This window comes from Mesorhizobium sp. LSJC285A00 (assembly GCF_000503155.1).
GTDB lineage: Bacteria > Pseudomonadota > Alphaproteobacteria > Rhizobiales > Rhizobiaceae > Mesorhizobium.
On record NZ_AYVK01000009.1, the window covers coordinates 157,997 to 184,783 of the forward strand.

Consider the following 26,787-nt stretch of genomic DNA (forward strand, 5'->3'; position numbering starts at 1 on the left):
ATGCATCGACTCTACATCGTTCCGACGATGATCATCAACGTCGTCATCGTGCTCGTTCCGGCACTACTGACGGCCGCTCTCGCCTTCTGCAATTGGGACGGCATCTCAGCGCCGACCTTTGCCGGCCTCGGCAATTTCCGGGCATTGGCGGCGGATCGCGTCTTCTGGTCGGCGCTCGGCAACAACATGGTCTGGACGCTCGTCTTCCTGACCGTGCCGATCCTCATGGGTCTCGCCGCCGCATCGATGCTGTTGATCGTGCGCCGCGGCAGTAACTTCTTCCAGACAGTCTATTTCCTCCCCGTCGTCATTGCCACCGCCATCACCGCACGCGTCTGGCAGGGCATGATCTACAGCCCGGTGACAGGGATCTTCGGCATCCTCAAGAAATACGGCATGCCAATCCCCAACCCGCTGACGCAGCCGCCGCTTGCGCTGTTCGGCGTCGCGACTGTCGATCTCTGGCACTGGTGGGGTTTCCTTTGCGTCATCTTCTTCGCCGCGCTCCGCCAGGTTCCGCAGGAACAGATCGAGGCCGCGAAAGTCGAGGGCGCCACGTATTTCCAGATGATGCGTTACGTCTTGTTGCCCGGTATCCGGCCGACGTTGACACTCATGATGATCATGACGGTGATCTGGTCGTTCCTCGCCTTCGACTTCGTCTACATCATGACCCAGGGCGGCCCGGCATTTTCGAGCGAGCTCCTGTCTACCCTCGCCTACCGAAAAGCGTTCTATGACCTGAATGTCGGGCAAGCGGCGGCGGCGGCGCTCGTCATCAGCCTGTTCGGGCTGGTCGGCACCTTCTTCTACGTCCGCATCCAGACGCGGGAGGGGGAGCAATGAGCCTTGTCGAAAGCCGCCTGACGCTAATCGTTTCCTATGCGCTTCTTAGCCTGTTCGCCTTCATCGCTCTGTTTCCGATCGCACTTCTGGTACTCAACTCCCTGAAGCCGGCTGCTGAGATTGTACAAAATCCGCTGGGCCTGCCAGGACCGATCCGCTGGCAGAATTTCGTCAATGCCTGGAACCATGCGAAGTTTTCGAAGACCTTCGTGAACTCCCTTGTCGTTAGCGGCACGACGATCGTGCTGGTCTGCTCGACCTCGTCGCTGACAGCGTATGTGCTGGCCCGCAAGAAGGTCAAATCCTGGAAGATTTTCACCTTCTACCTGCTTGCAACGACGACGGCGCCGATCCAGCTCTACATCTTCCCGCTCTATTTCGGCTTCGCCAAGCTCGGCCTGATCAACAATATTTTCGGAGTTTCGCTGATCTACACGGCACTCTACAGCCCGTTCGCGGTGATGCTGCTTAGGACCTACTTCATCGCAGTTCCGAAGGAACTCGAGGAAGCGGCGATCGTCGATGGTGCCACCTCCTGGCAGGTTTTCTGGCGGGTAATGCTGCCGATCGTCTCGCCCGGCATCCTCACGGTGGCGCTCATCATCGGCCTCAATTCGTGGAACGAGTTTCTGATAGCGACGACCTTCCTGCAGAGGCAGGAGAATGTCACCGCCGTCATCGCCTTCTATCTGCTCTCAGGCCAGTACAGTTCCGACTGGGGTGAGATCATGGCCGCCGCCCTTATCATCGTCGTGCCCGTCGTCCTGCTCTTCGTCTTCATGCAGAAGCGTTTCATCGAGGGCATGGCCGGTGGCTCGGTGAAGGGCTAATCAATCCCGTTTCGAATTGTGGAGTGAACGATGCAGTTGCCCAATGATTATCTCGAACGCGTCTATGCCGGCGTCCTCGGCAAGCTGGTGGGGGTATATCTCGGCCGCCCTTTCGAGGGCTGGACGTACCAGAAGATCATGGATGAGCTCGGCCCGATCGAATACTACGTGCATGAGCGTTTAAACCAGCCGCTCGTCGTCACCGACGACGATGTCGCCGGTACCTTCACCTTCGTTCGTGCCCTGGAGGACTATGGCATCAAGGCAAGCCTTTCGGCCGAGGAAATCGGCAAGGCCTGGCTCAACTACATCGTTGAGGAGCGCGCTATCCTGTGGTGGGGCGGCAACGGCAATTCCACTGAACACACCGCATGGCTTAACCTCAAGAAGGGTATTTCGGCCCCGCATTCCGGTTCGATTGCAACCAACGGCCAGGCGGTTGCTGAACAGATCGGTGCACAGATCTTCATCGATGGTTGGGCCATGGTCGCGCCGCGCCAGCCGGAACTTGCCGCAAGGCTCGCCGAACAGGCTGGCAAGGTCAGCCATGATGGCGAGTCGGTCTACGCCGCGATGCTTTGGGCGGCGATGGAGGCCGAAGCTTTCGGCTCGTCGGACATCGACCACCTGATCGATACCGGTTTGAGCCAGATACCTCAGGATTGCCTGATCGCCAGTCTGATCGCCAATATCAGGGCCTGGCACAAGGCGCATCCCGACTGGCGCGACACCCGCCAGAAGATCGAACAACACTACGGCTACGACAAATATCCCGGCAACTGCCACGTCGTCCCGAACCATGCGCTGATGATCATGGCTGTGCTCTATGCACCGCAGGATTTCCAGCGGGCGCAGATGATCGTCAACACGTCGGGCTGGGATACGGATTGCAATGCCGGCAATGTCGGCTGCCTGCTCGGCATCATGAATGGGCTCGAAGGGCTGGACGAAGGCCCGGACTGGCGCGGGCCGATCGCTGACCGCTTGCTGATCTCGTCCGCAGATGGCGGCAACTCGATCAACGACGCGGTTCGCCAGGCCTATTTCCTCGCCAACCTCGGCCTGCAATTGGCCGGCAGGCAAAAATTTGATGCTCCCAAGGCCGGCGCGCAGTTCCATTTCTCGCTGCCGGGCAGCCAGCAAGGCTTCAGGCCGCAGACCGGCCTCGATGTCAGCTCTGCGCTGCGCATCGGCAATGCCGAGTTCGAAGCCGCCCGTGCTCTCGCAATCGACTATGAAGCCTTGCGGCCTACTCAGGTCGCAGTCGTAACCACTCCGACCTTCTCGCCGCGCGAAATGCTCAACATGCGCACCTACGACCTGATGGCAACGCCGCTTGTCTATCCCGGTCAGGTCGTGCGCGCTCGCGTCGTTGCCGATCAAAAGAACCGCGGCGCTGTCGAGGTAAGATTGCGGGCACGCGTTTACGACGAGCATGACGAATGGCGCAATGTCGACGGCTGTTCGGTGATCATCGAGCCGGGCAAGGAGGCCGTTTTGGAATGGGCTTTGCCGGACACGGGCGGCCAGCCGATTGCCGAACTCGGCCTGGCGATTTCTAGCACAGGCAAGCGCGCTGATGGCCGCTTGCTTGTCGACTACGTCAGATGGGATGGCACGCCCGAGCTGACGCTGAAGCGCCCGGCGGGCGACGGCGATTTCTGGCGCTTGTCCTGGGTCAACGCCGCAGACTTCTTCTCCAAGCGCTATCCGGCGGCATTCCGGATCTCGCAGAATAGCGGCGAAGGAATCATCATCCATGGCACGCGCCAGTGGGCCGATTACCAGGTGTGCGGCGACGTGATGTTACATCTCGGCAACTATGGCGGTTTCGCCGTCCGGGCGCAGGGCCTGCGCCGCTATTATGGTGCCCGCGTCACCCGCGACGGCAGGATGCAGATCGTGCGCGTCCGAGACGAGAGCACCGACGTGCTCGCCGAGACCGCCTTCAATACCGAATTCGAAAAATCGATATCGATGAAAGTGGCGGCCAAGGGCGAGCGCATCACTTTCGAGGCGGACGGCATATCGCTTTTTGCGGAAGACTGCAGCCCCGAGGCTTTCCATGATGGCGGCATTGGCCTGCTGGTGCATGAAGGCGCCTTGTCATGCAACGAAATTCGGGTCGGAGCGGTCTGATGGCGAATGTCACGATCGATAAGGCCCGCAAGGCATATGGTCCGGTAGAGGTGCTTCATGGCGTCTCCGTCGACATTCGAGACGGCGAGTTCGTGGTGCTCGTCGGCCCGTCCGGTTGCGGAAAATCCACGCTGCTGCGGATGATCGCGGGGCTGGAAAACATCACTGGCGGGACGATCGGCATCGGCGGGCGGGTCGTCAACGATCTGGCTCCCAAACAACGCGACATCTCGATGGTGTTCCAGAATTACGCGCTCTATCCGCATATGACGGTGGCCGAGAACATGGCGTTTTCACTGACGCTGTCCGGTGCGCCCAAGGCGGAGAAGCAGAAGCGTGTTGCGGACGCCGCTGAGATACTGGGGCTGACGCCGCTGCTCGATCGCTATCCGCGCCAGCTGTCAGGCGGCCAACGCCAGCGCGTGGCCATGGGTCGGTCGATCGTGCGCAAACCGCAGGTCTTCCTGTTCGACGAGCCGTTGTCTAATCTGGACGCCAAGCTACGCGTCGCCATGCGCGCCGAGATCAAGAGCCTGCATCGCCGTCTTGCCACCACCACGATCTATGTCACCCACGACCAGGTCGAGGCAATGACCATGGCCGACCGGATCGTGGTGATGAATGGCGGCCATGTCGAGCAGGTTGGCCGGCCGCTCGACCTCTACGATGATCCGCAGAGCATGTTCGTTGCCGAATTCATCGGCTCGCCGTCGATGAACCTTCTGAAAGGCCGTTTCGACAGCGCCGACGGCCAGCCCGTTTTCATAGCCGATGCCGGCATCGTACTGCCGCTGCCCGACAACGTTTCAAGGCCCTCCGGCACGGAAGCGTTCTACGGTATCAGACCGGAATATTTCACTATCGCCCCGATAGGCTCGGGTATCCCGGCCGGGGTCCTAGTCGTCGAGCCCCTCGGCCCGGAAACGCAAGTGACCGCGAGCGTCGGAGGACAGACCGTGGTGACTATGTTTCACGAGCGGATCAACGTGCAACCCGACGATATGATCTGGCTTCGGGTGCAGCCCAATCGCGTCTGTTTGTTCGACACCGCTGGACGACGGTTTCAGCCTGCTATCGCTCCTTTTGCCCACCTATAGGCGCCGGAAGTAAAGAGCCGGTCATGGCCAGAATGATCGTTCTAACGGCTAGCCACATAATTAGCAGGTTTGCGGCCGCAAAAACTGGAAGAGCCAACCACCCAGCAAAGCCTGACTCCCCACGGATCGCCAGTTTTTCAATCGTGGTTGCCAATGCCGTGGCGCCGAAGCTGACGCTCCAAAGACCGGCAGAAAAACGGCGGACAATTCGCGGCAGTACGCCGCCGACGATAACAGCCTGGAGCATTGCGTAACCGATCAGACAGTGAACAAAAACGTCTTCGCTGGTACCTGACAAGTTAACATAGGCGAGCGAGCACACCGCCGGAGGCGCGAGTTGAACTCCCAAGGTAGACCGGATCTGGTCTCGCAGTGGCTCGCCAAAATAGAGCCGGTAGAACAAAACGGAATCGATTGTTAGCCACGAGAAGAGCCCCGCACCCAAAGCCAGTTGAGCCCATTCAGAATGTCCGAATGTCGATAGGCCGATGCTGAGAACGAATGACGCGGCCGCAACAGGCAAGTATAAGGCAGGCGTCGCGTCGGACAGAGCGATGGTCGTTTTCCAGATCAATTGCGAATGCCAAAGCCCGAATGCCACTGCAAACGCCCCGCCGATGCACAGCAGTATAGCGGCCACTGTCGCACTGAAGGGCAATACACTCACGGCGGTCAGCATCATCCCGACACCCGCAAGACCAGGAAAGCAGTTCTGAACGGGATCCGCGAGTTCCGCCTGCACGGCCAACGGTGCTAACCACAACTTCAAACCATATAAAGTCAAAAGAGCTGTCCATATGCCCATGGCCAGTATCATAACCCCAACAACAATTCCTACCGGCATCGCCCACAGTTGTTGCGCAACCTCCCACATAACGGCAAAAGAACTTGCCCCGAGGCCGATAGCAAAGAACGAGGCTGGAAACCGGGCTATTAGAGATCCCTCTGCCGACAGACCGAGAACAGCCTGACACTTCAATGCGGTTATTTCCTTGGAGCAGAGTCCACTCCCTTGCGCTGCGCCGACGTCAGATTGGGACCACTCTTTCATAACTGCACCTCACGAATCTGCCCTGAAATCACACAGGCTTGCAACCAAACTCCTGATCGCACTCCCCGAACGAGTTCCTAATGCATTGCGGGCAATTTCAGCGTCACGACTGTGCCTGACCCGAGGATGCTTTTTAGATCGATGCTTCCTCCCGCTTCTTCAACGAAGCGTTTGACCATCGGCAATCCAACACCACCCAATCCCTCGCCCTTTGTCGTAAAGAAGAGATCAAATGCTCGCACCATGGTCTCGTTGGTCATCCCAATTCCGCGGTCTTCAACCCGAACATCCACCCCCTTGGAATTCTCCGATACCAACGCGTGAACTGAAATCAAACCGCCGTCGGGCATCGCATCGCGGGCATTGAGCAGAAGGTTGAGGACTGCATTTTGCAACCCGACGCGATCGCACCTTACCAAAGGAAGGTTGGAGCCGACGCAAACCTCGACACGGATGTTTTCATCCCAAGCACTTCGAACAAAAGCTTCGACGTCGGCCAGGCAAATGCCCACGTTAGCATTTGAAATTACGCCTTCGATTTCTCTGGCTGTCCTGATGGTCTGCCTGACAAGACAACCGGCTCTCTCCAGAGCGGTCTTGGCGCCAGCAATTACCACCCCTGCGCCCGGAGCCGTTGCGATATTCGGGTCTCGACCCAGGTGGTTCAACGCAGATGAAGCCACCTGAATGAGATTACCAAGGTCATGGACGATACCGGCAGTCGAGATCTGCAGGGCGAGACCACCTTGCGGATTGTTCCCCCGGACGTCGAATATGCTTTCATCTACTTGGAGACTTGACATTCCATTCCTCCGTTTGCTGAACAAACATTTTTTTGCGTTCCGAAGCGGACGCACCATCGCTGGCCTGCCCTGACCGAGGACAAGCTAACCGGATGCCAGGAGCACTCTCCTCGCCGTTTGTTTCAGACAACTCCCGCGCACAATCCGACGCAGCGCGTGCAAAAGGAGCCCCAAACGGCGTCGCCCGGCTTCGTAAAGGCATAGACATCAGTGAGATCCAGACGCGCATCTCCCCGTGGGAACACAAAATTGGGACCTGAATAATGATGTGACATCGTCATATCCTCCTCAAGGGAAAATTGGTTGACAAGGTCGAAACCCAGAATTCCAGCGTTTACGTCTTCAAAACAGATACTCCGCACCGGCATCAATCAACGGTGTTCACCCAACTGAGTACTGACAGCTGTCAAAGTTGGAATATATTGAACGATGGTATTACCAATACTTTGGTGTCGATCGCTTCCATGCTTACACGTGCTAGTTTGCGATAGTAAGCGCTGACGGTGAGCATCCCTCTTTGGTTGCTCGGTGAGCGGAACGGGCTGGCAGTGGCTGGCAGAAAGGGCGCAGTGATGGCTCGCTTGCTGTCGGTCAATGTGGGCTTGCCGCGTGGCATTCCTTGGCAAGGAAAGACCGTCAACACCGCAGTCTGGAAAACATCGGTTGAAGGCCCACGTCAGGTACGACGGCTCAACGTCGATGGCGACAGGCAGGGAGACCTGGCGGGGCACGGCGGCGAGCAAAGGGCGGTTTTGGTCTACCAATCGGAATCCTATCATTATTGGCAACGCGAGCTGGGCCGCGAGAACTTTTCCTACGGCCAGTTTGGGGAGAATTTCACAGTCGATGGCCTGTCGGACGATGAGGTATGCATCGGCGACCGCTATCGGATTGGGAGCGCCTTGTTCGAAGTGACCCAACCGCGCGTCACTTGCTACCGGGTCGGTATTCGCATGAACGAGCCGCGCATGGCCGCGCTGCTGGTTGCGCGAGGCAGGCCCGGCTTCTATCTGCGCGTCCTGGAAGAAGGCCAGGTCGAGGCTGGAGATGAGATCGTCCAGGTCGGGATCGGCCCTGAACGGATGACTGTGTCAGAGGTCAATGCGCTGCTATATTTGCCAGGCCACCCTCACAGCCAGATCGAGCGGGCGTTGCGCATCCCGGCGCTAAGCGAAGGCTGGCAGGGATCCTTCCGGGCGATGCTAGCACAAAACGAAGACCGCGATGCCAGGACAGGCAATGCCGGACTTGATCCAATGTCTGGACCACCACCTGCGTGGACAGGATTTCGCCCGCTACGCGTGGTGCACAAGATCCCCGAAAGCGTTAGTGTGATGTCGCTGGTGCTAGAGTCCGTTGATGGATCCCGCCTCACAGCAGCACTCCCTGGACAGTTTGTCGTGCTGCGCCTGCAGGTGGCGTCCGACGGCCCGGCCCTAATGCGCAGTTATTCTTTGTCGGGCGGACCTGGTGAGCGCTGCTACCGAATAAGCGTAAAGCGGGAACTCCATGGAGTGGTGAGTGCCTACATAGACGACCGGGTCAAAATGGGCGACGTGCTCGACGTAAGCGCACCACGCGGCAGCTTCACTCTTCGGACGGACGATCGTCCAATCGTCCTTCTAAGTGCCGGGGTGGGCGTCACGCCCGTGATTGCGATGCTCCATGCACTGGCGGAAACAGGTTCGACGAGGGAAGTCTGGTGGCTCCACGGCACTCGATGTAGCCGTGAGCATGCCTTTGCCCAAGAGGTTCGAGACTTGCTGAAAGTCTTGCCCAACAGTCACAGCCATATAAGCTACAGCGCGCCCGATCCAGATGACAGGCAAGGTGTCGATTTTGATGCCCTCGGACGCCTGGACATCGAGGTACTTCGAAAACTGGACATTCCGCGCCATGCCAATTTCTATCTGTGCGGACCATCCGCCTTTACGGGCAACCTGAGCGCGGCGCTTGCAGCCTGGGGCGTCGGCGCCGACCGGGTCTACACGGAGCTGTTCGGCCCAGGTCCTTCTAGTACCCCGGGCATTGCCGCCGCTCCAGGCCGGGCGCCGCATCTACCTGCCGAAACCGACGGTACGGGACCTCTGGTTTCGTTCGCACGGAGCGGCCTGAGCGTCCGCTGGGGCTCAGGATTCCAGAGTCTGCTTGAGATTGCTGAAGCGTGCGACGTCCCCACGCGATGGTCGTGCCGCACAGGGGTCTGTCACATTTGCCAGACCGGGCTTGTGGCTGGAACAGTCGCCTATCGGCCCGATCCAATCGATCCGCCAACAAGCGGCAACATCTTGATCTGCTGTTCCCAGCCAAATGGAGACGTCGTCCTTGATCTCTAAGGCAGCGGATAGGAATTGTTTGGGTGCATGTGGAAGAAAATTTCCGTGTCGGGCAATCACGTGACCGCACCGACCTCGATTACGGCCTCGGCGAAAGCCAGCGGAGCTTCCTGGGGTAGATTGTGCCCTATGCCGCCCGTGATCAGTCGATGAGAGTACCTCCCTGAGAACATCTTCGCGTAGGCGCTGGCTTCCGGGTGAGGAGCACCATTGGCGTCGCCCTCCAGCGTTATTGTAGGCACGGTGATGACGGGCGCCTGCGCAAGCCGCTTCTCCAGGTTCTCATATTGAGGTTCGCCCTCGGCCAGGCCGAGACGCCAGCGGTAGTTATGGATCACGATCGCCACATGATCGGGATTGTCAAACGCGGCAGCACTACGGTCGAAGGTCGCATCGTCGAAATTCCATTGCGGCGATGCAAGACGCCAGATCAGCTTTGCGAAATCGCGCGTAAATTTCCGATAGCCGGCCTGCCCACGATCGGTTGCAAAGTAATACTGATACCACCATTGCAGTTCCGCGCTCGGTGGCAGCGGCTGCCTACCTGCCTGCTGATTACCTATCAAATAGCCGCTCACTGAAACCATTCCTTTGCACCGCTCTGGCCATAGCGCAGCGACAATATTGGCGGTTCTGGCGCCCCAGTCACAGCCGGCAAGAATAGCCTGTTCTATTCTGAGGGCATCCATCAGCGCAATGACGTCCAAGGCAACTGCGGACTGCTGCCCGTTGCGCATGGTGCCATCGGAAAGGAACCGTGTTGTGCCGTACCCTCGTAGATACGGTACGATCACGCGATAACCTTTAGAGGCCAACAAAGGCGCGACACCGACATAAGTTTGGATGTCGTATGGCCATCCATGAAGGAGGATCACCGGTGCGCCGGTCATAGATCCCATCTCCGCGTATCCGATGTTAAGCAAACCGGCGTCAATTTGCCTTAATGAACCCAACAGCTCTTGTACCGCTTTCTTGGGGAGTTCTTTGCTTGTACTTCTGACAGCGGATCTCGCCGCCGCTGGCTTCTCGATCCCCAGTTCAAAGGCAGTCATCGCGGCAAAGGCCGTGCCTAGTAAGCGGCGGCGATTGTGGTCAATTTGTTGTGGGATGCTGTCCATTTTCAAACCTCCTCAGGAAATGGTTTGTCCGTTGTTGCCCCACGTGCAACTAAAATGCGCGGCCGGGTGGGGGGCGACCCGGCCGCGCTACTGGGCGAAGACGATGCGGGGAGAATCGCCTCTTTCGCCTCAGATTGCTCGGCGTAGCGGTCTGAACGCCTCTCTGAGCTCGTTAGAGAAGACGTAAGGCTGCTCCCACGCCGCGAAATGACCGCCTCTATCCACTTCATTCCAGTAAATGACGTTACCGAAGCTTCTATCGCCCCAACTCCTCGGTGCGCGGTAGATTTCGGCCGGATAGACGGTGACCGCTACAGGGACCTTCGGGATGTCGAACGCATCAAACGGACCACCGCCTGCTTGCGCGCCTTCCCAATACGACCGCGATGATGAAGCTCCTGAGTTGGTAAACCAGTAGAAGGAGATGGCATCCAGCATCTCGTTATACGTGAAGATCCGTTCCGGCTCTCCGTCGCTATCGGTCCACTCCGCGAACTTGTCGTAGAAGTAAGCTGCCATTGCGACCGGAGAATCGGAGAGGGCATAGCCGATGGTTTGCGGGCTCTGATTCATCATAGCCGCATAACCGAAACCGTCGCGGTAGAAATGCAGCAGCCGATCGTAGGCGCTCTTCTCCCGATCCGATAATTCCACCGGGGCCGGGTCGAAATTACGGAGATGCCGAAGAATGCTCGGGGGTACAGTCCCGGGCATGTTAACGTGAATGCCGAGAAGACCTTTCGGAGCCTGAACGGCCAGCACCTGCGAGACGATCGCGCCCCAGTCGCCTCCCTGGGAGACGTATTCGTTGTAATCCAGCCTGAGCATTAGCTCGTGAAACGCGCCAGCTATCCGCGCCGGACCCCAACCGGTCGCAGACGGCTTACCCGAGAAGCCGTAACCCGGCATGGTCGGAAGGACGAGGTGAAATGCATCTTCTATCCGCCCTCCATGCGCAGTGGGATTGGTCAGGGGGCCTATGACTTTCAAAAGCTCCACAATCGAGCCTGGCCAACCATGCATCATAAGCAAGGGCATTGCCCCCTCGTGTGGGGAGCGGACGTGCGCGAATTGAATATCTACTCCATCAACACTAGTAATGAATTGCGGCAATTTATTCAGTTTCGTCTCCACCTTGCGCCAGTCATAACGACTCCCCCAATACTCGACCAGCGTTTGCAGCTTTGCTAGTTGGACCCCCTGGGAGCGATCATTGACGGTCTCCCGTTCCGGCCATCTTATAGCTTTGATACGCCGGCGAAGATCTGCAAGCGCCCAAGTCGGGACATGAATACTGAACGGACGGATAGATTCTTGCCCGACCGCTGCTTGCAGAGCCCTAGGCACCAGATTGGCCGCTCCAACTGCGGCGGCTGCAACAATGACATCACGTCGAGTTGGTGATAGCGATATCGCTGACATCATTTGTTCCTCGATAAACCCAATTTATTCACATAAGTTAAGTATATACCTAAAACAGCCTAAATCCATCACACCTTTGTATCAACAATACTTTACGATTGGTCACAGACAAGCAACCAATGATCACCGATCCGTGTCGGCGCCGTACCGTCATGGTCTCGCGCGGCATACGGCAAACACAGCTATCCTGCATCGCGCCAGGAGCAACTACGCCCCTGCTCACGTCGGCAGCGGCTGCCCGATCTGTTCCGCTGCCATGTATTCGGCGTACCAGTCGGGCCAGTTCTCATCGCGTGTTCCGCCTGTCCGCTTCTCGTGCTCGCCATGCGCGGCCGCGGTGCGCCGGAGTGCACCTGCAAGCTCATTCAACGAGGTGAATGTCGTGTCGCCGGCCTCCACGCGTCCCGGCAGCCGCACAGTGATTTCCTGCAACAACCACCCGTTGCCGTCCGGGTCCTTGAAAGAGGCGAACGAGGAATAACTGCGCCCCTCTGGATCCTTGCCGCTAATTGCCGGCTGTCCAGGACCAGCACGGTGGAACACTTCGCTGGCGTCGGCCCCGCGCGCCACAAGCTCGGCGCGCGCTGCTTCGATATCGGACACAATGAGATAAAGTCCCTGTGCCGAGCCGGGCGCGGCCGACGTGAGGCCGGTGCCGAAGTGGATCGAGGCCGGTGAACCCGGGGGCGTAAATTGTACAACCCGAAACGTGTCACCGACAGGGAAGTCGGCGTCGAGCCGCCACCCCAGGCCGCCATAGAAACGCTTGGCACGATCGACGTCCGAAACGGGGATAACCACGGCCTCGAACTTCAGGTCGATCATCGCTGTTTTCGCAGTTTTGCTGCGCACTACATCGTCACTCATGTCGAGCTCCTTAGTTTGGCGGCAGGGCATGCCCAAGTACATCTGCGTGAGCAGTGCCAGCGACCGCGTCAATTACTCAATGCTATCGCCGCATGACTTTCCATTGATCACGACTTCGGCTTTCATCGACATGCGGGGCGCCACCTCAGAGGAACCCTCGCGACGCCATGCTTCAACCGTCCCCGGAAGCGCGCCGATGATCCCGACAATCGCCGTCGCGGCGAGCAACTCACGTTGTGTGGCCGTTAGTGATCTTGCTGGCATCGCGCCGCGCTCCGTCCGTGCTCCTCGCTCCGAACACAGCATCCAGTTTCGGTGGAGATTAGTCTATTGCACGTTGGTATCGGCAGGGTTGCAGTGTTCCCGACGCATCGCGGGCCAGCGATTGGAAAGCTAAGCAGATCGGTCGATCGAACCGAATTACTCCTCGGCATTCGGCAAGCGCAGTACCACGGATCGGCATTTTTCCCACCGACCTATGCCAAAGTGTGGACGATACCATCGCACAATATATTCATTCCTATCCGCAGGTAGATAACAGTCCGTCCGGAGAGTATCGGCCAGTGGAAGTTATCAATAGATCACCATCGCGATCGTCGAGTAGGCGGTTGTCTCATCGAGGAGAAGAATTCGTTATGAACACCAAAACTACATGCCTCGTCCTAGCGTTTACTCTTTCGGCTCTCGGCAGGGATGCGTTGGCTGGCGCGCTTGATGTTATCGACCCCATCAACAAGCAGTCGTTTTACACCAGTTCTATCAAGGAGCCCGTCCACACGAATCCCATCATGAGAGGCAGATTCAAGGCAGCCTTCAAAACCCTGCCGCACGCGAAGCGTATGGCGATGATGAGAGAGTGCCAGGACGCGGCAATGACAAAGCCTTATGCGGAATTCTGTGCCGATCTGAATGCCCTTGCCGGCTCATGATCCTCCAAGCCAGGGTGATGAACCCTGTTGAGCCGGACAATGGCGGGCCTAGTGCCCGCCATTTTGTATCCATGCTTGCTGTGGCTGGAAAACCTGCCGTCTGTGCCCATGGCTTTGCCCCTTGGAAACCGGCCTGGTGACATCAGTCGATGTCTCGCTGTGAGGCCGCGCAATGCGAAGCTGGTTCCAACGCATTGCCCCTCATCAAGCGAGGGCCGCAGCCGCCGATTTGTCTCACCGGTCAATCCCAATGTATCGCCGATACCATCGTCAAGATGCCCTTGCCGTTTCGTGACCCACCGAGTCAAAGGGAGCGAATATGATGGCGACCAAAATGCTCGCCATCATATCGGCACGCCTTCAGCTAAAAGGCTGTGATACATTGCTGCTTTGCTTCATTTGCAATCCCTCTGCAATGGCATGCTTTGAAGTCGCCATGATGGACCTGACCTACCGCTCAACCGCTCTTGAAGCGCTTGTCGTAAGAACAAAACATCCCGCCGTCCCACCTCCCGGTGGTTCTCCGCAGGTGTGGCACCGGAGAGGCATCGGGCCGCCTGGTATCCACAACCCAAATAGCGGCACCAGGATCCACCGCGCTTGCCTCACACTGTTTCTCTGTCGGTCTGGAATACCCATCGCGCACTCTGTTGGTTCCCATTTCGCTGTCGCGTTGCGCAAGATCGTCTGCCATTGGCTCAGACTTGGCAGAATTGTAGGAGAAGCGTCCCCCCCCGGTATCTGTGTGTCCCGAATGTTGCCGTTATGCCGCGCAAACCCTCCAACGCTGCAACGTCGGTGACATGAGTTCCTCCCAATTGCCCACAGTGGGCGATTCGCGGCCCGGTCAGGCTCACTGCGCCGAGAATTTCGCGCCGGTCGGTCAAGAAATCGGAGCCCTATCAGGTAGAGCGCAGATCGACCTGCAGTAGCGGCAAAATCTATTGTACGATAGCCTCGGCAATATTTTGTGGCACTCGGCGGGGCAGGTCGGCAGGTCAGAACGATCATAGAGACGCTGGCCGCCCGCCGGCGAGGAGGCCATGTGATCTGACATCAAGTCCGACCGCATTTTGGGCCATACGAAAGACGAGGAAGCGACAGCGGTGAGATTTCTCGCGCCGCATCCGCCCGACAAACTCAAGACCATACCAGGGCGATTGTTCGAAGGCGTGGGCTGGTGCCGAGGGCCGCAGGGTATTTCTAATACCATGGTACCCGCGACACCTAAGCATAATAACCAATCTTCGAATTTTCGACAAATGTCCCTGCAGACATCAATCAACCAGGAGATTTGTTATGTTTCTCTTCCGTTCGAATCTTTTGGCGGTAGCGGCGAAGGTCGGCTCCGTCGCGATCACTGTCGGACTCAGTTCGGCGCCATTCCAAAGCGCCCGCGCCGAGACCTTGCCAGGACAGTCTGGCGCCCCTTACCAGAGTATGCCATCGCTGGCGCCGATAGGTACGCGCGTTGACCACTATCTTCCGATTCCCAAGGAAGACGTAACCCCGGCCATCGAGACGAAGAAGGGATACCGGAGCCAAGAGTTGGGCCGTGGCCTCTACATGGTCACCGACAACGGCTACCAGTCGATGTTCCTGGTGTACGAAACCGGCGTCGTCGTGGTCGACGCACCTCCGGGATACTCGGCCCACATACGTCAGGCTATCACCGAGGTGACCGACAGACCAATCACACATATCGTCTACAGCCATGCGCACGTAGATCATATTGGGGGCGTAATCGACCTCGGCGGTCATCCAATCATCATCGCCCAAGAAGAGACCCTGCGGCTGCTCGAACGAGCCAAGGATCCGAGGCGGCCTTTGCCTACGGTCACGTTCAAGGATCACTACACCCTGAACGTCGGTAGCCAGGTTCTCGACCTGAGCTATCCCGGCAGCAGCCCCCATGAGCCAGGAAACATCTTCATCTATGCTCCCGAGCAGAAGGTCCTGATGGTGGTCGACGTGATCTTCCCTGGCTGGATGCCGTGGCGTCGCTTTGCGCTTGCCAAGGACATCCCCGGTTACTTCGACCAGGTGGCGTACATCGACACATTGCCGTTCGAAACGCTCGTCGGAGGTCATGTCAATCGCGTGGGTACTCATTCCGATGTACGTACGCAGCTCGAGTTCATGAATGACCTGAAGTCAGCTGCCGTTGCTGCCCTCAAATCAACGCCCCCAGGCGAGGAAATGGAAGCCGAGGACAAGCCCAATCTCTGGGCCGTCTACGACAACTACATCGACCGCGTCGTTGTGAAATGCGTCAATGCCGTCACGCCCAAGTGGCAGTCCCGACTGGCCGGCTATGACGTATTCATCTGGGACCAGTGTTACGCGATGGAGCAGAGCCTTCGTATCGACTGACGACCTGGCAACCCGGGAGCTCAGCCGGGGGTCGTAGCTATGTGACGATCCGCGGGGGGGTAGCGCGAAGCGTGGTCTCAGAGGATTTGCCGGAGAGTCAGCCCGCTCTGCGCGTAGCCGGCAATCCTCGGAGCATGGTCAGACAATTTGTAAGATCGACTGCCCCGCATGTTGGAGATTGGATCGTTGAGATGCTCCGAGCTGAAGGCTTTGAAGGACCCACGCAATCGGCTTTGAGGAGTGACAACGGACCGCAACCGGCGGCGTCTCCTGTGTTCGGCCTGGTGGCTTCGCAGAAATCAACGCAAGCACCAATAGGCTGGGCTCGAAAGACCGCTATTCTAGTGGTGGCGACTGTGACGATGTCGCTGTCGGCAGCCTGGGTCTGGCAATGGTATTTCCACGGCCGTTCCGAAGAGTCTACCGACAACGCTTATGTCCGCGGCGATATAACGAGTATCGCGCCCAAGCTCTCCGGCTATGTGGTGGAAGTTGCAGTTGGCGACAACGCCGACGTTAGCAAAGGGAGCTTTCTGTTTCGCATCGACGACAGTGATTACCGAGCGAAACTCGACGAAGCCATTGCCACTCTTGCGACCCGACAGGCCGAGATCGCAAACATTGAAGCAACGCAGAAACTGCAAGATGCCTTGATCGAACAAGCGGTGGCGCAGCAGCGCTCGGTCTCAGCGGATTTGCTGTTGTCGAGCGCCAATCTTGACCGCTACATGGCTCTGCGAAAGAGCGGGACGGCCAGCGAACAAAAACTCCAGGATGCGCAGACCGCGTTCGCAAAAGCCGAGGCGGGGGACAAAGCCCAGGCGGCCAATACTCTGGCGCAGAGGCTGAAGCTTGGTGTGCTCGACGCCCAACTCGCCGGCGCCCAAGCAGCGATGGCTCTGGCGAAAGCTTCCGTTAGTCTGGCCAGGATGGATCTCGCCAATACCGTCATCCTGTCGCCGATCGACGGTGTCATCGGCAACCGGCAAGTTCGCGTCGGACGCTACGTCACGCCTGGCACCCCGGCGATGGACGTTGTTCCGGTCAAGGGTATATGGGTCGTCGCCAATTTCAAGGAGACCCAGCTTGGCCGAATGGAGGTTGGACAGCCTGTTCAGGTGGTGATCGACGAGTACCCTGACGTTCATATCGATGGTATCGTCGACAGCTTCGCCCCGGGTAGCGGGGCTGCCTTCAGCGTGCTGCCACCGGACAATGCGACGGGTAACTTCATCCGCGTCGTCCAGCGCGTTCCAGTCAAGATAAGACTTACACACAATCCGTTGCCTGGTCGGCTGGTTCCCGGACTTTCAGCCCGCATTGCCGTCCGGGTGGGCAGAGGAACCGATCCCGCGACCACCACTTCGAACCCGGTCGGCGACCTTGCGGATAATCGGCCCGGTACGGCACAATGAGCCGTCAGATCGAACCGCCACCGTTACTGACTAAGCCCGAGGTGCTCGGCGCCGCGATGGTCTTGACCGGAGTTGTACTGACAGCCGTCATGGATTCGATCGCCAGCACGGCGCTCTCTATTGGGCGCTTGGATATGCTGGGCGACATACATGCCACGACCGACGAATTCGCGACTTTCGACATCGCATTTCTCGCGGCCAAGCTGACCGGCTTTTTGGTCGCGCCGCTGTTTGTTGCAGCGCTAAAGCCTACGCCCTGTTTGCGCGCCGGCACGGTCGCGCTTCTCTTGGCATCTGCCGCAATGATCTCTTCCGTCGATATTGCCTGGATTGACGTCTGCCGCATCGTTCAGGGTTTTGCCGGCGCGACCGTGCTCGTGGCAGGCCAGACACTGCTGTTCCTTCGTTTCCCGAGCCGTCAGCAACCGATTGTGCAAGCTCTCTTAGCCCTCGGCTCCGTCATGGCCCCAACGACATTGACACCAGCGCTCCAAGGTTGGGTTGTCGACCACCTTTCGTGGGACTGGATATTCCTGAGCAACGTGCCGATGGGCATTCTCGCCCTCGTCATGCTCGCGGCGGACCGCGGACAAACGGTCCGCCACAGAATCCGCATCCCCTACATCCAGATCGCGCTGGCTGGAATCGCCGCAGCCTCTTTGACCTATGTGTCGCAACAAGGCAGCAGGTTCAATTGGTTCGACGACGGGCACATCATCCTTCTCACCCTGACCGGTCTGCTGGCGGTCATCCTGCTGCTGCTGTGGGAGTTCCAATTTGCATCGGATCGTCTGATACTTCCCGCGTCGCCCTTAGGCGATCCCGACTATTGCTTCGCCCTTGTCGCCAGTCTGGTAGCCGGATTTGCCCTATCCGGCAGCGCCTTTCTCATCCCCGCCTTTGCCTTGAACGTCCTCAACTTCACAGCTACGGATGCTGGAACTCTTCTCCTGCCGAGTGGAGCAATGTTGGGCTGCTCGCTGGTAATTGCAGGAATCGGCGTAAAAAAAAGCGGAATAAGTCCGTTTGCTCTGGCTCCTGTCGGGATCGTGTTTTTCGCCTCGTCAATGTGGCTCATGTCGGGTTCGACAAGCGACAGCGGAGCTGTGGATTTGGAGTTTCCACTGCTCCTGCGCGGCTTTGGACTGGGTTTCCTGTTCGTGAGCTTGACGCTGATTGCGTTCATGCAACTTCCTGCGACAGCGCTGCCCTTCGGCATCGGTCTTTTCGATCTTGGCAAGCAGGTTGGTGGTCTGGCTGGCACGGCTCTCCTGCAGACTTATCTCGATCGACAACTTGCCTATAATCGGACGGTACTGGCATCGCACCTGGATGTTGGCGATGTTGTCCTCGAAGAGCGCCTGAAGGCAGTGGCGGGCCAACTTGGAGCTAGGGGGCTCGACGGTGTTGCTGCTGGTAAAGGCGCACTGCTGGTTCTGCGGCAGGCCGTGGACAGGCAAGCCGTCACCATTTCCTTCAACGAGGCCTTCTTGGCGATTGTGCTGTTGTTCTTGGTCGCGGCGCCTTGCCTTATCCTCTCCAGGAGGTTGCTTGGCCGTCGATCCTCAGTCCCGGTAGGTGGATCGAGGGTCTGATGCATGTCGCGCAAAAGTGCGCAGCGGTTTTGTGATGACGACATGCATGAAAACAGATCCTAAAGCGCGTCGCCTGAATCCGTTCAAACGTGACGCGCTCTTGGCCGCTATCGCTGCCAACCGTCGGGTCAATAGCTCTTACGCCTCAAGGAGGTTTCGCACTTAGAAAGCGGCCTGTGAGATACTACCTTGGTGCCGTGGCGGCGCGCTCCAGGCTGCCGGCTGGATTGGCCAAATCGACGAAAGCGAATTCAATGTTCGGTTTCGTGGTCGGAGTAATCCCGATTGCGGTCCACCGGCGAGGACGAACGGAATGGCGCCTCGAGGCCAGAAAGGTCTTTCTTGCCGAGTTATGCGTCTTCGCTAAGATCAATAGCTCCTTTGCGGACTGGATGGTGTTGGTCCGCAGAACGCGTTCTCCAGCGTGAGCACGTCAAGGGACCCAGATCTGCTCAAAGACCCTACGGGTTATGACATCCTATCCTCGACGGATGGCGCGAAGGTCCGCCGAATGCTCAGGCCTCACCCCGCGGCGTTCCCATTGCTGCCTGGGCTTCCTGAGCCGTGGCCGGGCCGCGGAGCACGTTGGCTACCAGAACGGCAACAATTGTGCCGGTCACCGGTCCCAAAACATAGACCCACCAGGTGGACAGATCGCCGCGGGCCAGGTCGGGACCGAAGGCGCGGGCGGGATTCATCGCGCCTCCTTCGTACGGGCCGCCCAACGTCCCGAGCGACATCACGTAAGCACCCACCGCAATGGGGATGAACTGGCCATTAAGCTTAGGGCCATTTGCCATCGAAAGCACCATCAAAACCATGCCAAACGTAAGGATGGCCTCGAAGAAAACCGCCTGCATGGCCTGCCCAGCTTGCGGGACGGTGGCTGCCAGGTTGCCTTCAATGCCAAAAAACGAGCGGGCAAGAAATGATCCGGCTGCGGCCGCGACTAACTGCACAACGACATAGGCCGCGCACATTGGCCAACCCATGTCGCCGCGCAATGCAAAGGCAAATGTCATGACAGGATTGAAGTGCGAACTGATATCACCGAGGAAATAGATGGCCACGACCAGCCAAAGCGCGGAAATCGCCGATAGGATAAATGCAGCGATGATGGGCTCAACCTTTATTCCGCCGTACAGTACGAGGATGGCAGCGCCAGCCGACAATACGAAGGTCAATCCTGCCGTGCCGATGAACTCGGACAGCAGGCGCCGAAATCGATGCTCGGAACTTTTCCAGTTGGCGTTGAATCGAGGTTGACCAATCTGCAACGCGAGTGCCGCCTCGCCGAACACGACAGGGGGGATGCTCATGGGTCCTCCTAGAAATCCTGGGTTGAAGTGATGACTGCCTCTGCCGAGGCCGGCAGCGGATCCGAATCCCGCGTCTGACGAACTGACGCGATCCTAGGCGCAGGTTGCGACGAAAGGTTTGACCATTTTCTCCGGGTCAACCACTCGGTCGAACAACGCTTCGGAAACGAAGCCGAGCTTCAGCGCGGCCGCCTTGAGCGTCATATCGTTGTCCATCGCATAGTGCGCGATCTTCGAAGCCTTATCATAGCCGACAACAGGCGAGAGCGCGGTCACGAGCATCAGCGACTCGCTCACATATTGGGCGATCTTGTCCTTGTTGGGCTGCGTGCCCTCGACCAGAAACTTGCGGAAATTCGTGCAACTGTCGGCCATGATCGTGATCGAATGAATGATGTTGTGGATGATCAGGGGCTTGTAGACGTTCATCTCGAGGTAGCCGCTCGCTCCGCCAAATCCGACCGCGACGTCATTGGCCATCACTTGCACAGCCACCATGGTTAGTGCTTCGGCCTGGGTGGGATTCACCTTGCCTGGCATGATGGACGAGCCCGGCTCGTTCGCCGGTATTATGAGTTCGGCGAAGCCGGCCCGCGGTCCGCACGACATGAGACGGACGTCGTTGCCGATCTTGTACAGGGAAATTGCCAGCGTGCGCATCGTGCCAGAAAACTGCACAAGCGCATCGTGAGCGCCCTGAACGGCGAACTTGTTCGGCGCCGTTACGAAGGGAAGCCCGGTCAGCCTCGCGATTTCCGCTGCGGCCGCTTCTGCGAAACCTGGTGCCGAATTGATCCCCGTGCCCACCGCGGTACCGCCAAGGGCGAGGCGATAGACGCCATCCAGCGAAGTCTCGAGCCGATCCAGATCGTCGGCGAGCATTTCGGCATATCCCGACCATTCCTGGCCCAAGGTCAGCGGCGTCGCATCCTGCATGTGGGTGCGGCCGATCTTGACGATGTCCTTCCATTCCTCCGATTTGCAGCGGAGAGCTTCGTAGAGCTGCTTGACCGCCGGCATCAGTCGCTGTTTGGCATTGCTCGCCGTAGCGATGTACATCGCGGAAGGGAATGAATCGTTCGACGACTGCGCCATGTTGACATGGTCGTTCGGATGTACCGGTGTATTGCTGCCAAGGACCGTCCCGACCAGCTGGCAGCACCGGTTAGAAATCACTTCATTGACATTCATATTGAACTGGGTGCCGCTACCCGTCATCCAGACATGCAGGGGAAACATGTCTTGATGTCGCCCGGCAAGGATCTCGTCACATGTCTGGACGATCAGTCGATGGACCTGATCATCGAGTCGCCCACCAGTGTAGTTTGCATTGGCAGCGCCTTTCTTAAGGACGGCATAAGCCGCGATCATCTCGCGAGGGATCAAATCCTTCCCTATGGAAAAGTACTCGAGAGACCTTTGCGTTTGGGCTCCCCAGAGCCTATCGGCTGGCACATCCACCTCGCCCAGACTATCAGTCTCCTTGCGCATTTGAATCATGATCAGTCCTTTTCACACGCCTCACGTCGCTCCATCGAATTCCACGTTGCAAATTACTCCTGATACTTGGCGGTATATTGCTCCAGGTTCTTCTCGACATCCCCAGGCTGCTGCAGCCCTTCATCGACAAGGACCTTCACACGCGCCTGAGCCGCAGGTCGTTGTACAGAAGTGATGAATGCGTCCCAGCCCGGCTGCATTTCGGAGTCCGGGGGCAAACTGGCCTGGTTGATCAGGTTCTTGGTGTCGGCAATCGCCTGCCCATCGAACGAAGCAATGCGCGTCGCCAAGGCGTCGACAAAACCGTCCAATTCTGAATCGGGCAGCGCCCGGTTCACATAGCCGTAACGCTCGGCAAGTTCGCCATCAAAGCCCTCGGCACCGATTAACATTTCTATAGCGCGGCCGCGGCCGACCAACCGAGGCAGTCGCGCCATAGGGCCGCCCCCAGGGACGAAGCCGGCGCCAACTTCAAACTGCGACACGACCGCCTTTTCCCGACTTGCAAAGCGCATGTCTGCCGCTAGCGCAAGCTCGCTCCCGATGCCACTCGCCCGTCCGCGAATTGAAACAATCGTCACCGCCCTCAGGCGGCTGAGGCGCACCATGATATCCGGCACGGGATGCATGCCCGTTGGCCCCGGCTTCATACCGCTGGAGTCCTTAAGAGGACTCAAAAGGTCGTAATGAGCGATGAAATAGTCCGGCACCGCGCTGTCAAACACCACGACCTTGACCCTCGGATCCGCTTCGATCTGGCCCACAATTTTTGCAAGCTCGCGGACTTCGGACGGGCCAACTATATTGAGCGGCGGATTATCGAAAGTGACTTCCCAGTAGGCCTCACTCTTCCGCGTCAGGCGGATCTTCGCCGTCTTCGTAGTTGGCGTCGTTGCAAGCAGCGTGCTATAATCACTGGATTGCTTTGAATTCTGCCCGAACACACTAATTGAGAAGCATAACAATGCAATAATGGAAAACAGTATCACTGGTTTTCTAGGTTTAGAGTTGTCCATTGCTATCTCCACCTCATTGGTCGTCGAGATCGACACCGTTGAAAGAGATTAACTTTCGACACCGATACATATTTAACAATGCCAAACACCATCTCTCTCGAAAATACTGACGAACACCCCCCTGCCTCGCCAGCCGGTCTGCCAACAATTCCACATTACTTCGAAACTATGGATATAGGTGCAGGAACATTGTCGCCAAAGCGATAGGACGATGGTGTCGCCAATACCTTGGCATTGATGAGACTTCTCACCGCGATGGCGATTGCACGATAGTTCGCGCGCGGAGAAACCTCTACTCAGTGATGCGCAGTCGGGCCGCCATGTTCACCAATTCGGCCAGCGAGCGGGCCTGCATCTTCCGCATAGCCTGGCCACGGTGTGCCTTGACTGTGATTTCGCTGATGCCAAGCTCAAAGCCGACCTGCTTGTTCAAGAGACCACGCACGACCAGCGTCATAACCTCTTGCTCGCGTCGGCTGAGCGATACATAACGATCCCTAAGGACGTGCAACTCAGAGTCCAGAGCAAGTGCGGTCTTACTTCTTTCGAGTGCCAGCTTGATCGCACCCAAAAGTTCCTCGTCGTTGAATGGTTTGGTGAGAAACTCGGCAGCCCCAGCTTTCATCGCTTTTACCGTCATCGGTACGTCGCCATAGCCGGTTATGAAGATGATGGGCATGTCGGTACGGTCGACAGATATGAGCTTCTGCAGGTCGAGCCCACTCAGATCAGGAAGATTCACGTCGAGGATCAGACAGTTCGCAACCAGCGAACGTGACCGCTCGAGGAATGCCTTTGCTGAGGCGAACGTCTCTGGTCGCCAGCCCACAGAGCAGATGAGTAGTTCCAACGATTCGCGTACCGAAACGTCGTCGTCGACAATGAATACGACAGGTGTTTCGTCCGACATGGTTGACGATCTCGCCGCACCGTCTCGTTGAACCGCCAGATAAGAGTACATCGCAAATTATCCTCCTGAGATGGCATTAACAATCTACCAGGTTCAAGGATCACGGAGCGCCGAAATAAGCGCGTCCTGAAGAACCTGATCGCTGAACGGCTTGAACAGACACTCCACTGCACCCTGTTCGATGAGACGCTGGCGGATCGTGCTATCCCTTTGCGCGGTGATATAGATGATCGGGATCATCTTGCTGCGACGTGCCAGCTCGACTTGCAGCTCGGGTCCCGTCATGCCAGGCATGGCAACATCGAGAATGAGGCACTTGGTCTTATCGACGGCATCAGATGCGAGGAACTCCTTCCCTGAAGAGAATGCCTTCACGCTAAAGCCGAACTCCTGCAGCAAATCTGGTAGGGACTCACGTACGGATTGATCGTCATCGACCACCGACACGAGTGCATGCGTAAGCTTCATCTAACCCCCACACTGACCTTTGAGCGTCGCCGACCTCGGACACCCGCGCTTAGAGCCACGTCCCCTGCTGACAACTGGCACTTGGAATACTCGGGTACGGAAAACGTAAACGTAGCCCCCGGGCCGTCATTCGCTGCCGCCCACAGGCGCCCGCAATGGTTATCGATAATGGAGCGGCTGACGGACAAACCTATCCCCATGCCTTCATTCTTGGTTGTGTAGAAAGCCTCGAATACCCGCTCCGGACCATCGGCGCCGAACCCCGTACCTGCATCTTCTACCGAGAGACGCACAGAATCCTCTCCGTCGGGTTCAGTTTTAATCACCAACCGCTTGGGCCGATCTTCGACGCCGCTCATCGCATCCGCAGCATTTCGCAACAGGTTCATAATCACTTGCTGAAGTTGAACACGGTCGCCTGCGACGAGGGGAAGCCCCTCAGGGAATTGGGAGGTCAGAACCACGCGACTTCTCTGAAGGTCGCCCGCCGACAATGCTATTACCTCGCGTGCAGCCTCGTTCAAATCTACCGGCTCGATCGTAGGGGCTTGTTTGCTGAAGAGCGCACGCAGTCGCGCGATCACATCGGCGGCAAGGTTGCCGTCGCGTATCGTGCGACGTGCCGTCACACGTGCGCCGTCAACATTTGGCGGATCGGCGGCCAACATCCGAAGGCAGGTGCTCGCGTTGGTGATGATGCCCGACAGCGGCTGATTGACTTCATGTGCTATCGAGGCGGTCAACGCTCCGAGACTCGTAACCCTGGTGACATGTGCGAGTTCAGACCGAGCCTTGCCAAGGGCTTCTTCCGCCTGCCGGCGCTCTGTGACGTCCTGAACTGCAGTAAGGCATTCCATCCGGCCATCCTGATGACGGATGACCCGGCCGAAAGTGCGGAGATACTTTACCCTGTTGTCCGACATCCGTAGCCGAATCTCGTAGCCCAGATAGCTCTGACCGCTGCGAATCCGGGTCATTTGCGTAGTTAGTGACGGAATGTCGTCCGCGTGGATTCGCCCACTGATGTGGTCGAGCGTCACAGGGACATTCGGGTCAAATTCAAAGATACGATAAAGTTCCTCGGAAAATGCGATCTCGTCTGTGTCCAAGCGCCACGAGAACGCACCAGTTGAACTCAGACGTTGAGCTTCCGAGAGCAAAGTTTCGGTCCGCTTAAGCGCTGCTTCGGTCAGGGAACGCTCGATAGCGATGCTGGCGATCTGCGTTGCGTGCGCAATGAGATCCTGGTGGTGCGGCGATGGGGCCGCTGGCTTTCGTTGGACGATGCAAAAGGTGGCTAACACCCGCCCTTCCCTGGAACAGACCGGCGTACTCCAGACCGATCTGTATCCGTGCTGCAGAACATGGGACCGAACAGGCGACGTATACCAGCGCGGATCGGATTCGATGTCCACCGCTACCACCTGTATCTTTTGAGAAGCCGCTATGCCACATGGCAAAAGCTCACCGCTGACGGGCATCCCCGCAATCGGGTCGCTGTAGGCGGAAGGCAGAGAAGGAGCCACGGCATATTCAAATGTCGAGTTGCTCCAATTGATCAGGTGAACATCACATACGCAATCAGGCGCGGCCCCTTCAATAAATTCGCACAATGCGCTTAGAACATCGCGAAGCAAACTGCCCGATGCGATCATCTCCAGCAGTTGCTTTTCGCCCGCGAGGAACGCTTCCGCCTGCTTTCGACCCTCAATATCATGGCTCATGCCGTACCAGCGGGTCACTTTACCGGCGTCGTCGTGGAGCGGCACGCGACGGGCCATGTGCCAGCGATACGTACCATCGACCGCTCGCACTCGGTATTCATGTTCGAACGGTTCTCCAGCCGTGACACATGCGCGCCATTTGCTCTCTTCAAGTCCGATGTCATCTGGGTGGATTGCGCCTCTCCACCTACCATTCGTCACATCCTCAGCAGAGAGCCCCGTGAACTCGCGTCCCCGCCTGTTGATAGAAATTCGCGAGCCATCCGCGTTATAGGTCGCAACCAGCGCCGGTATGCCGTCGATAGTCCGTTGTAGCTCGCCCTCAGCTTCGATGGCCTTGTCCTCAGCCCGCTTCCGCTCATCGATGTCAGTGTTCGCCCCATACCATTTGACGATGTTGCCAGTCTCATCCCGCAACGGGTTAACGCGGATAAGAAACCACCGATAACTTCCATCAAATCGGCGCAATCGCGCTTCGGTCTCCCCGGCCTTACCCGAGGCTATGATTGTCTGCCATATGGTGATCAGCCCATCCAGGTCGTCAGAATGGACCGCGGCCGTCCAGCCCCAACCCCTCGCCTGCTCAATGGATTGACCCGTGTACTCAAGATAGGGATGGCTTAGAAACTCAATGGGGCCGTCGGGCCGAGCTGACCACGCCATCGCAGGAATGGTATCGATGATGAGTTTAAAATTGTGCTGACTTGTCACGACCACTTCTTCGCTTTTGCACAGTGCTTCTTCTGTTCTGCGGCAATCACGCGAAACGCCTCGTCATCGCCGTTGAAGAAAGCACGGCCATGACGCGCTCCGCCGAGTTCATATCCGGCGAAGGAAGCGGATGCGTCGGTTTTCTCCATGGCCGTTGTCGCCTAACAGAACGGGTCTACGTCGTGGCGGACCATGCCCCCGGACAACACGAACGTCTATTATGCCTTGGTGTCGATTTTGGTGACGGAGATCGAAACGCGCGATGGGAAAAAGCCAACTCAAACGCTTCAAGGCAATGACGGGCAATGTCTGCGACCC

21 protein-coding genes are annotated in these 26,787 nt (G+C 57.9%); 9 read left to right on the plus strand and 12 right to left on the minus strand.

Annotated elements, in window-relative coordinates:
- The 4 genes from X726_RS158250 to ugpC are packed head-to-tail and all read left to right on the plus strand — an operon-like array spanning position 1 to position 4,912.
- Positions 1 to 846, plus strand: coding sequence for a sugar ABC transporter permease (locus X726_RS158250; RefSeq protein WP_023669191.1), 846 nt, complete (start codon positions 1 to 3; stop codon positions 844 to 846).
- Positions 843 to 1,676, plus strand: a complete 834-nt coding sequence (locus X726_RS158245; protein WP_023669192.1) for a carbohydrate ABC transporter permease — start codon at positions 843 to 845, stop codon at positions 1,674 to 1,676. The genes X726_RS158250 and X726_RS158245 overlap by 4 nt, the downstream gene beginning before the upstream one ends.
- A 30-nt stretch (positions 1,677 to 1,706) precedes the next feature.
- Positions 1,707 to 3,815 (plus strand): ADP-ribosylglycohydrolase family protein, encoded by a 2,109-nt coding sequence (locus tag X726_RS158240; protein WP_023669193.1) that lies wholly within the window; start codon positions 1,707 to 1,709, stop codon positions 3,813 to 3,815.
- Positions 3,815 to 4,912, plus strand: a complete 1,098-nt coding sequence (ugpC, locus tag X726_RS158235) for a sn-glycerol-3-phosphate ABC transporter ATP-binding protein UgpC (protein WP_023669194.1) — start codon at positions 3,815 to 3,817, stop codon at positions 4,910 to 4,912. The genes X726_RS158240 and ugpC overlap by 1 nt, the downstream gene beginning before the upstream one ends.
- Here ugpC and X726_RS158230 read toward each other — a convergent pair.
- Together X726_RS158230 and X726_RS158225 are read right to left on the minus strand one after the other, a co-directional pair.
- The gene (locus X726_RS158230; RefSeq protein WP_023669195.1) at positions 4,887 to 5,963 is read right to left on the minus strand and encodes a tellurite resistance protein TehA; all 1,077 of its coding nucleotides are present in this window, start codon (positions 5,961 to 5,963) and stop codon (positions 4,887 to 4,889) included. The genes ugpC and X726_RS158230 overlap by 26 nt on opposite strands.
- Before the next feature lie 77 nt (positions 5,964 to 6,040).
- The gene (locus X726_RS158225) at positions 6,041 to 6,766 is read right to left on the minus strand and encodes an ATP-binding protein (protein WP_023669196.1); all 726 of its coding nucleotides are present in this window, start codon (positions 6,764 to 6,766) and stop codon (positions 6,041 to 6,043) included.
- A 572-nt stretch (positions 6,767 to 7,338) separates the two neighbouring features.
- Here X726_RS158225 and X726_RS158220 point away from each other — a divergent pair.
- Positions 7,339 to 9,102 carry an MOSC and FAD-binding oxidoreductase domain-containing protein gene (locus X726_RS158220; protein ID WP_023669197.1) on the plus strand — a complete coding sequence of 588 codons (1,764 nt, stop codon included), beginning with the start codon at positions 7,339 to 7,341 and terminating at the stop codon, positions 9,100 to 9,102.
- A gap of 56 nt (positions 9,103 to 9,158) precedes the next feature.
- Here X726_RS158220 and X726_RS158215 read toward each other — a convergent pair whose 3' ends face one another.
- The 3 genes from X726_RS158215 to X726_RS158205 all read right to left on the minus strand — a co-directional run bounded on the left by X726_RS158215 (position 9,159) and on the right by X726_RS158205 (position 12,509).
- Positions 9,159 to 10,220, minus strand: coding sequence for an alpha/beta hydrolase (locus X726_RS158215; protein WP_023698541.1), 1,062 nt, complete (start codon positions 10,218 to 10,220; stop codon positions 9,159 to 9,161).
- A 129-nt stretch (positions 10,221 to 10,349) separates the two neighbouring features.
- Positions 10,350 to 11,642: an epoxide hydrolase gene (locus tag X726_RS158210; protein ID WP_023669199.1), complete on the minus strand. Its 1,293-nt coding sequence runs from the start codon at positions 11,640 to 11,642 to the stop codon at positions 10,350 to 10,352.
- Positions 11,643 to 11,861: 219 nt separating this feature from the next.
- Positions 11,862 to 12,509, minus strand: coding sequence for a VOC family protein (locus tag X726_RS158205; RefSeq protein WP_023669200.1), 648 nt, complete (start codon positions 12,507 to 12,509; stop codon positions 11,862 to 11,864).
- Positions 12,510 to 13,144: 635 nt separating this feature from the next.
- Between X726_RS158205 and X726_RS158200 the strand changes: the two genes are divergently transcribed.
- The 4 genes from X726_RS158200 to X726_RS158185 all read left to right on the plus strand — a co-directional run bounded on the left by X726_RS158200 (position 13,145) and on the right by X726_RS158185 (position 18,821).
- Positions 13,145 to 13,438 carry a hypothetical protein gene (locus X726_RS158200; protein WP_023669202.1) on the plus strand — a complete coding sequence of 98 codons (294 nt, stop codon included), beginning with the start codon at positions 13,145 to 13,147 and terminating at the stop codon, positions 13,436 to 13,438.
- A gap of 1,299 nt (positions 13,439 to 14,737) precedes the next feature.
- Positions 14,738 to 15,811: an MBL fold metallo-hydrolase gene (locus X726_RS158195; protein ID WP_023669203.1), complete on the plus strand. Its 1,074-nt coding sequence runs from the start codon at positions 14,738 to 14,740 to the stop codon at positions 15,809 to 15,811.
- Positions 15,812 to 16,083: 272 nt separating this feature from the next.
- Positions 16,084 to 17,226: an HlyD family secretion protein gene (locus tag X726_RS158190; RefSeq protein ID WP_245272090.1), complete on the plus strand. Its 1,143-nt coding sequence runs from the start codon at positions 16,084 to 16,086 to the stop codon at positions 17,224 to 17,226.
- Complete coding sequence (locus X726_RS158185) at positions 17,223 to 18,821, plus strand: MFS transporter (protein WP_023669205.1); 1,599 nt, start codon at positions 17,223 to 17,225, stop codon at positions 18,819 to 18,821. The genes X726_RS158190 and X726_RS158185 overlap by 4 nt, the downstream gene beginning before the upstream one ends.
- A gap of 515 nt (positions 18,822 to 19,336) precedes the next feature.
- On the opposite strand, the gene X726_RS0134885 is transcribed toward X726_RS158185, so the two are convergent.
- The 7 genes from X726_RS0134885 to X726_RS1000000170420 all read right to left on the minus strand — a co-directional run bounded on the left by X726_RS0134885 (position 19,337) and on the right by X726_RS1000000170420 (position 26,618).
- Complete coding sequence (locus X726_RS0134885) at positions 19,337 to 20,140, minus strand: aquaporin (RefSeq protein WP_023669207.1); 804 nt, start codon at positions 20,138 to 20,140, stop codon at positions 19,337 to 19,339.
- A 93-nt stretch (positions 20,141 to 20,233) separates the two neighbouring features.
- Positions 20,234 to 21,640 carry a class II fumarate hydratase gene (fumC, locus tag X726_RS158180; RefSeq protein WP_023669208.1) on the minus strand — a complete coding sequence of 469 codons (1,407 nt, stop codon included), beginning with the start codon at positions 21,638 to 21,640 and terminating at the stop codon, positions 20,234 to 20,236.
- A 53-nt stretch (positions 21,641 to 21,693) separates the two neighbouring features.
- Entirely contained in the window at positions 21,694 to 22,656 is a 963-nt protein-coding gene (locus X726_RS158175; RefSeq protein WP_084624951.1) for an enoyl-CoA hydratase/isomerase family protein, read from the minus strand.
- Between the two features lie 292 nt (positions 22,657 to 22,948).
- Positions 22,949 to 23,617, minus strand: coding sequence for a response regulator (locus X726_RS158170; protein WP_023669210.1), 669 nt, complete (start codon positions 23,615 to 23,617; stop codon positions 22,949 to 22,951).
- Positions 23,618 to 23,659: 42 nt separating this feature from the next.
- Complete coding sequence (locus X726_RS158165; protein ID WP_023669211.1) at positions 23,660 to 24,034, minus strand: response regulator; 375 nt, start codon at positions 24,032 to 24,034, stop codon at positions 23,660 to 23,662.
- Positions 24,031 to 26,469 (minus strand): PAS domain-containing protein, encoded by a 2,439-nt coding sequence (locus tag X726_RS158160; protein ID WP_156940629.1) that lies wholly within the window; start codon positions 26,467 to 26,469, stop codon positions 24,031 to 24,033. Before X726_RS158160 ends, X726_RS158165 begins: the two co-directional genes overlap by 4 nt.
- Positions 26,466 to 26,618, minus strand: coding sequence for a hypothetical protein (locus X726_RS1000000170420; RefSeq protein ID WP_023669213.1), 153 nt, complete (start codon positions 26,616 to 26,618; stop codon positions 26,466 to 26,468). Before X726_RS1000000170420 ends, X726_RS158160 begins: the two co-directional genes overlap by 4 nt.
- Between the last annotated feature and the right edge of the window lie 169 nt (positions 26,619 to 26,787).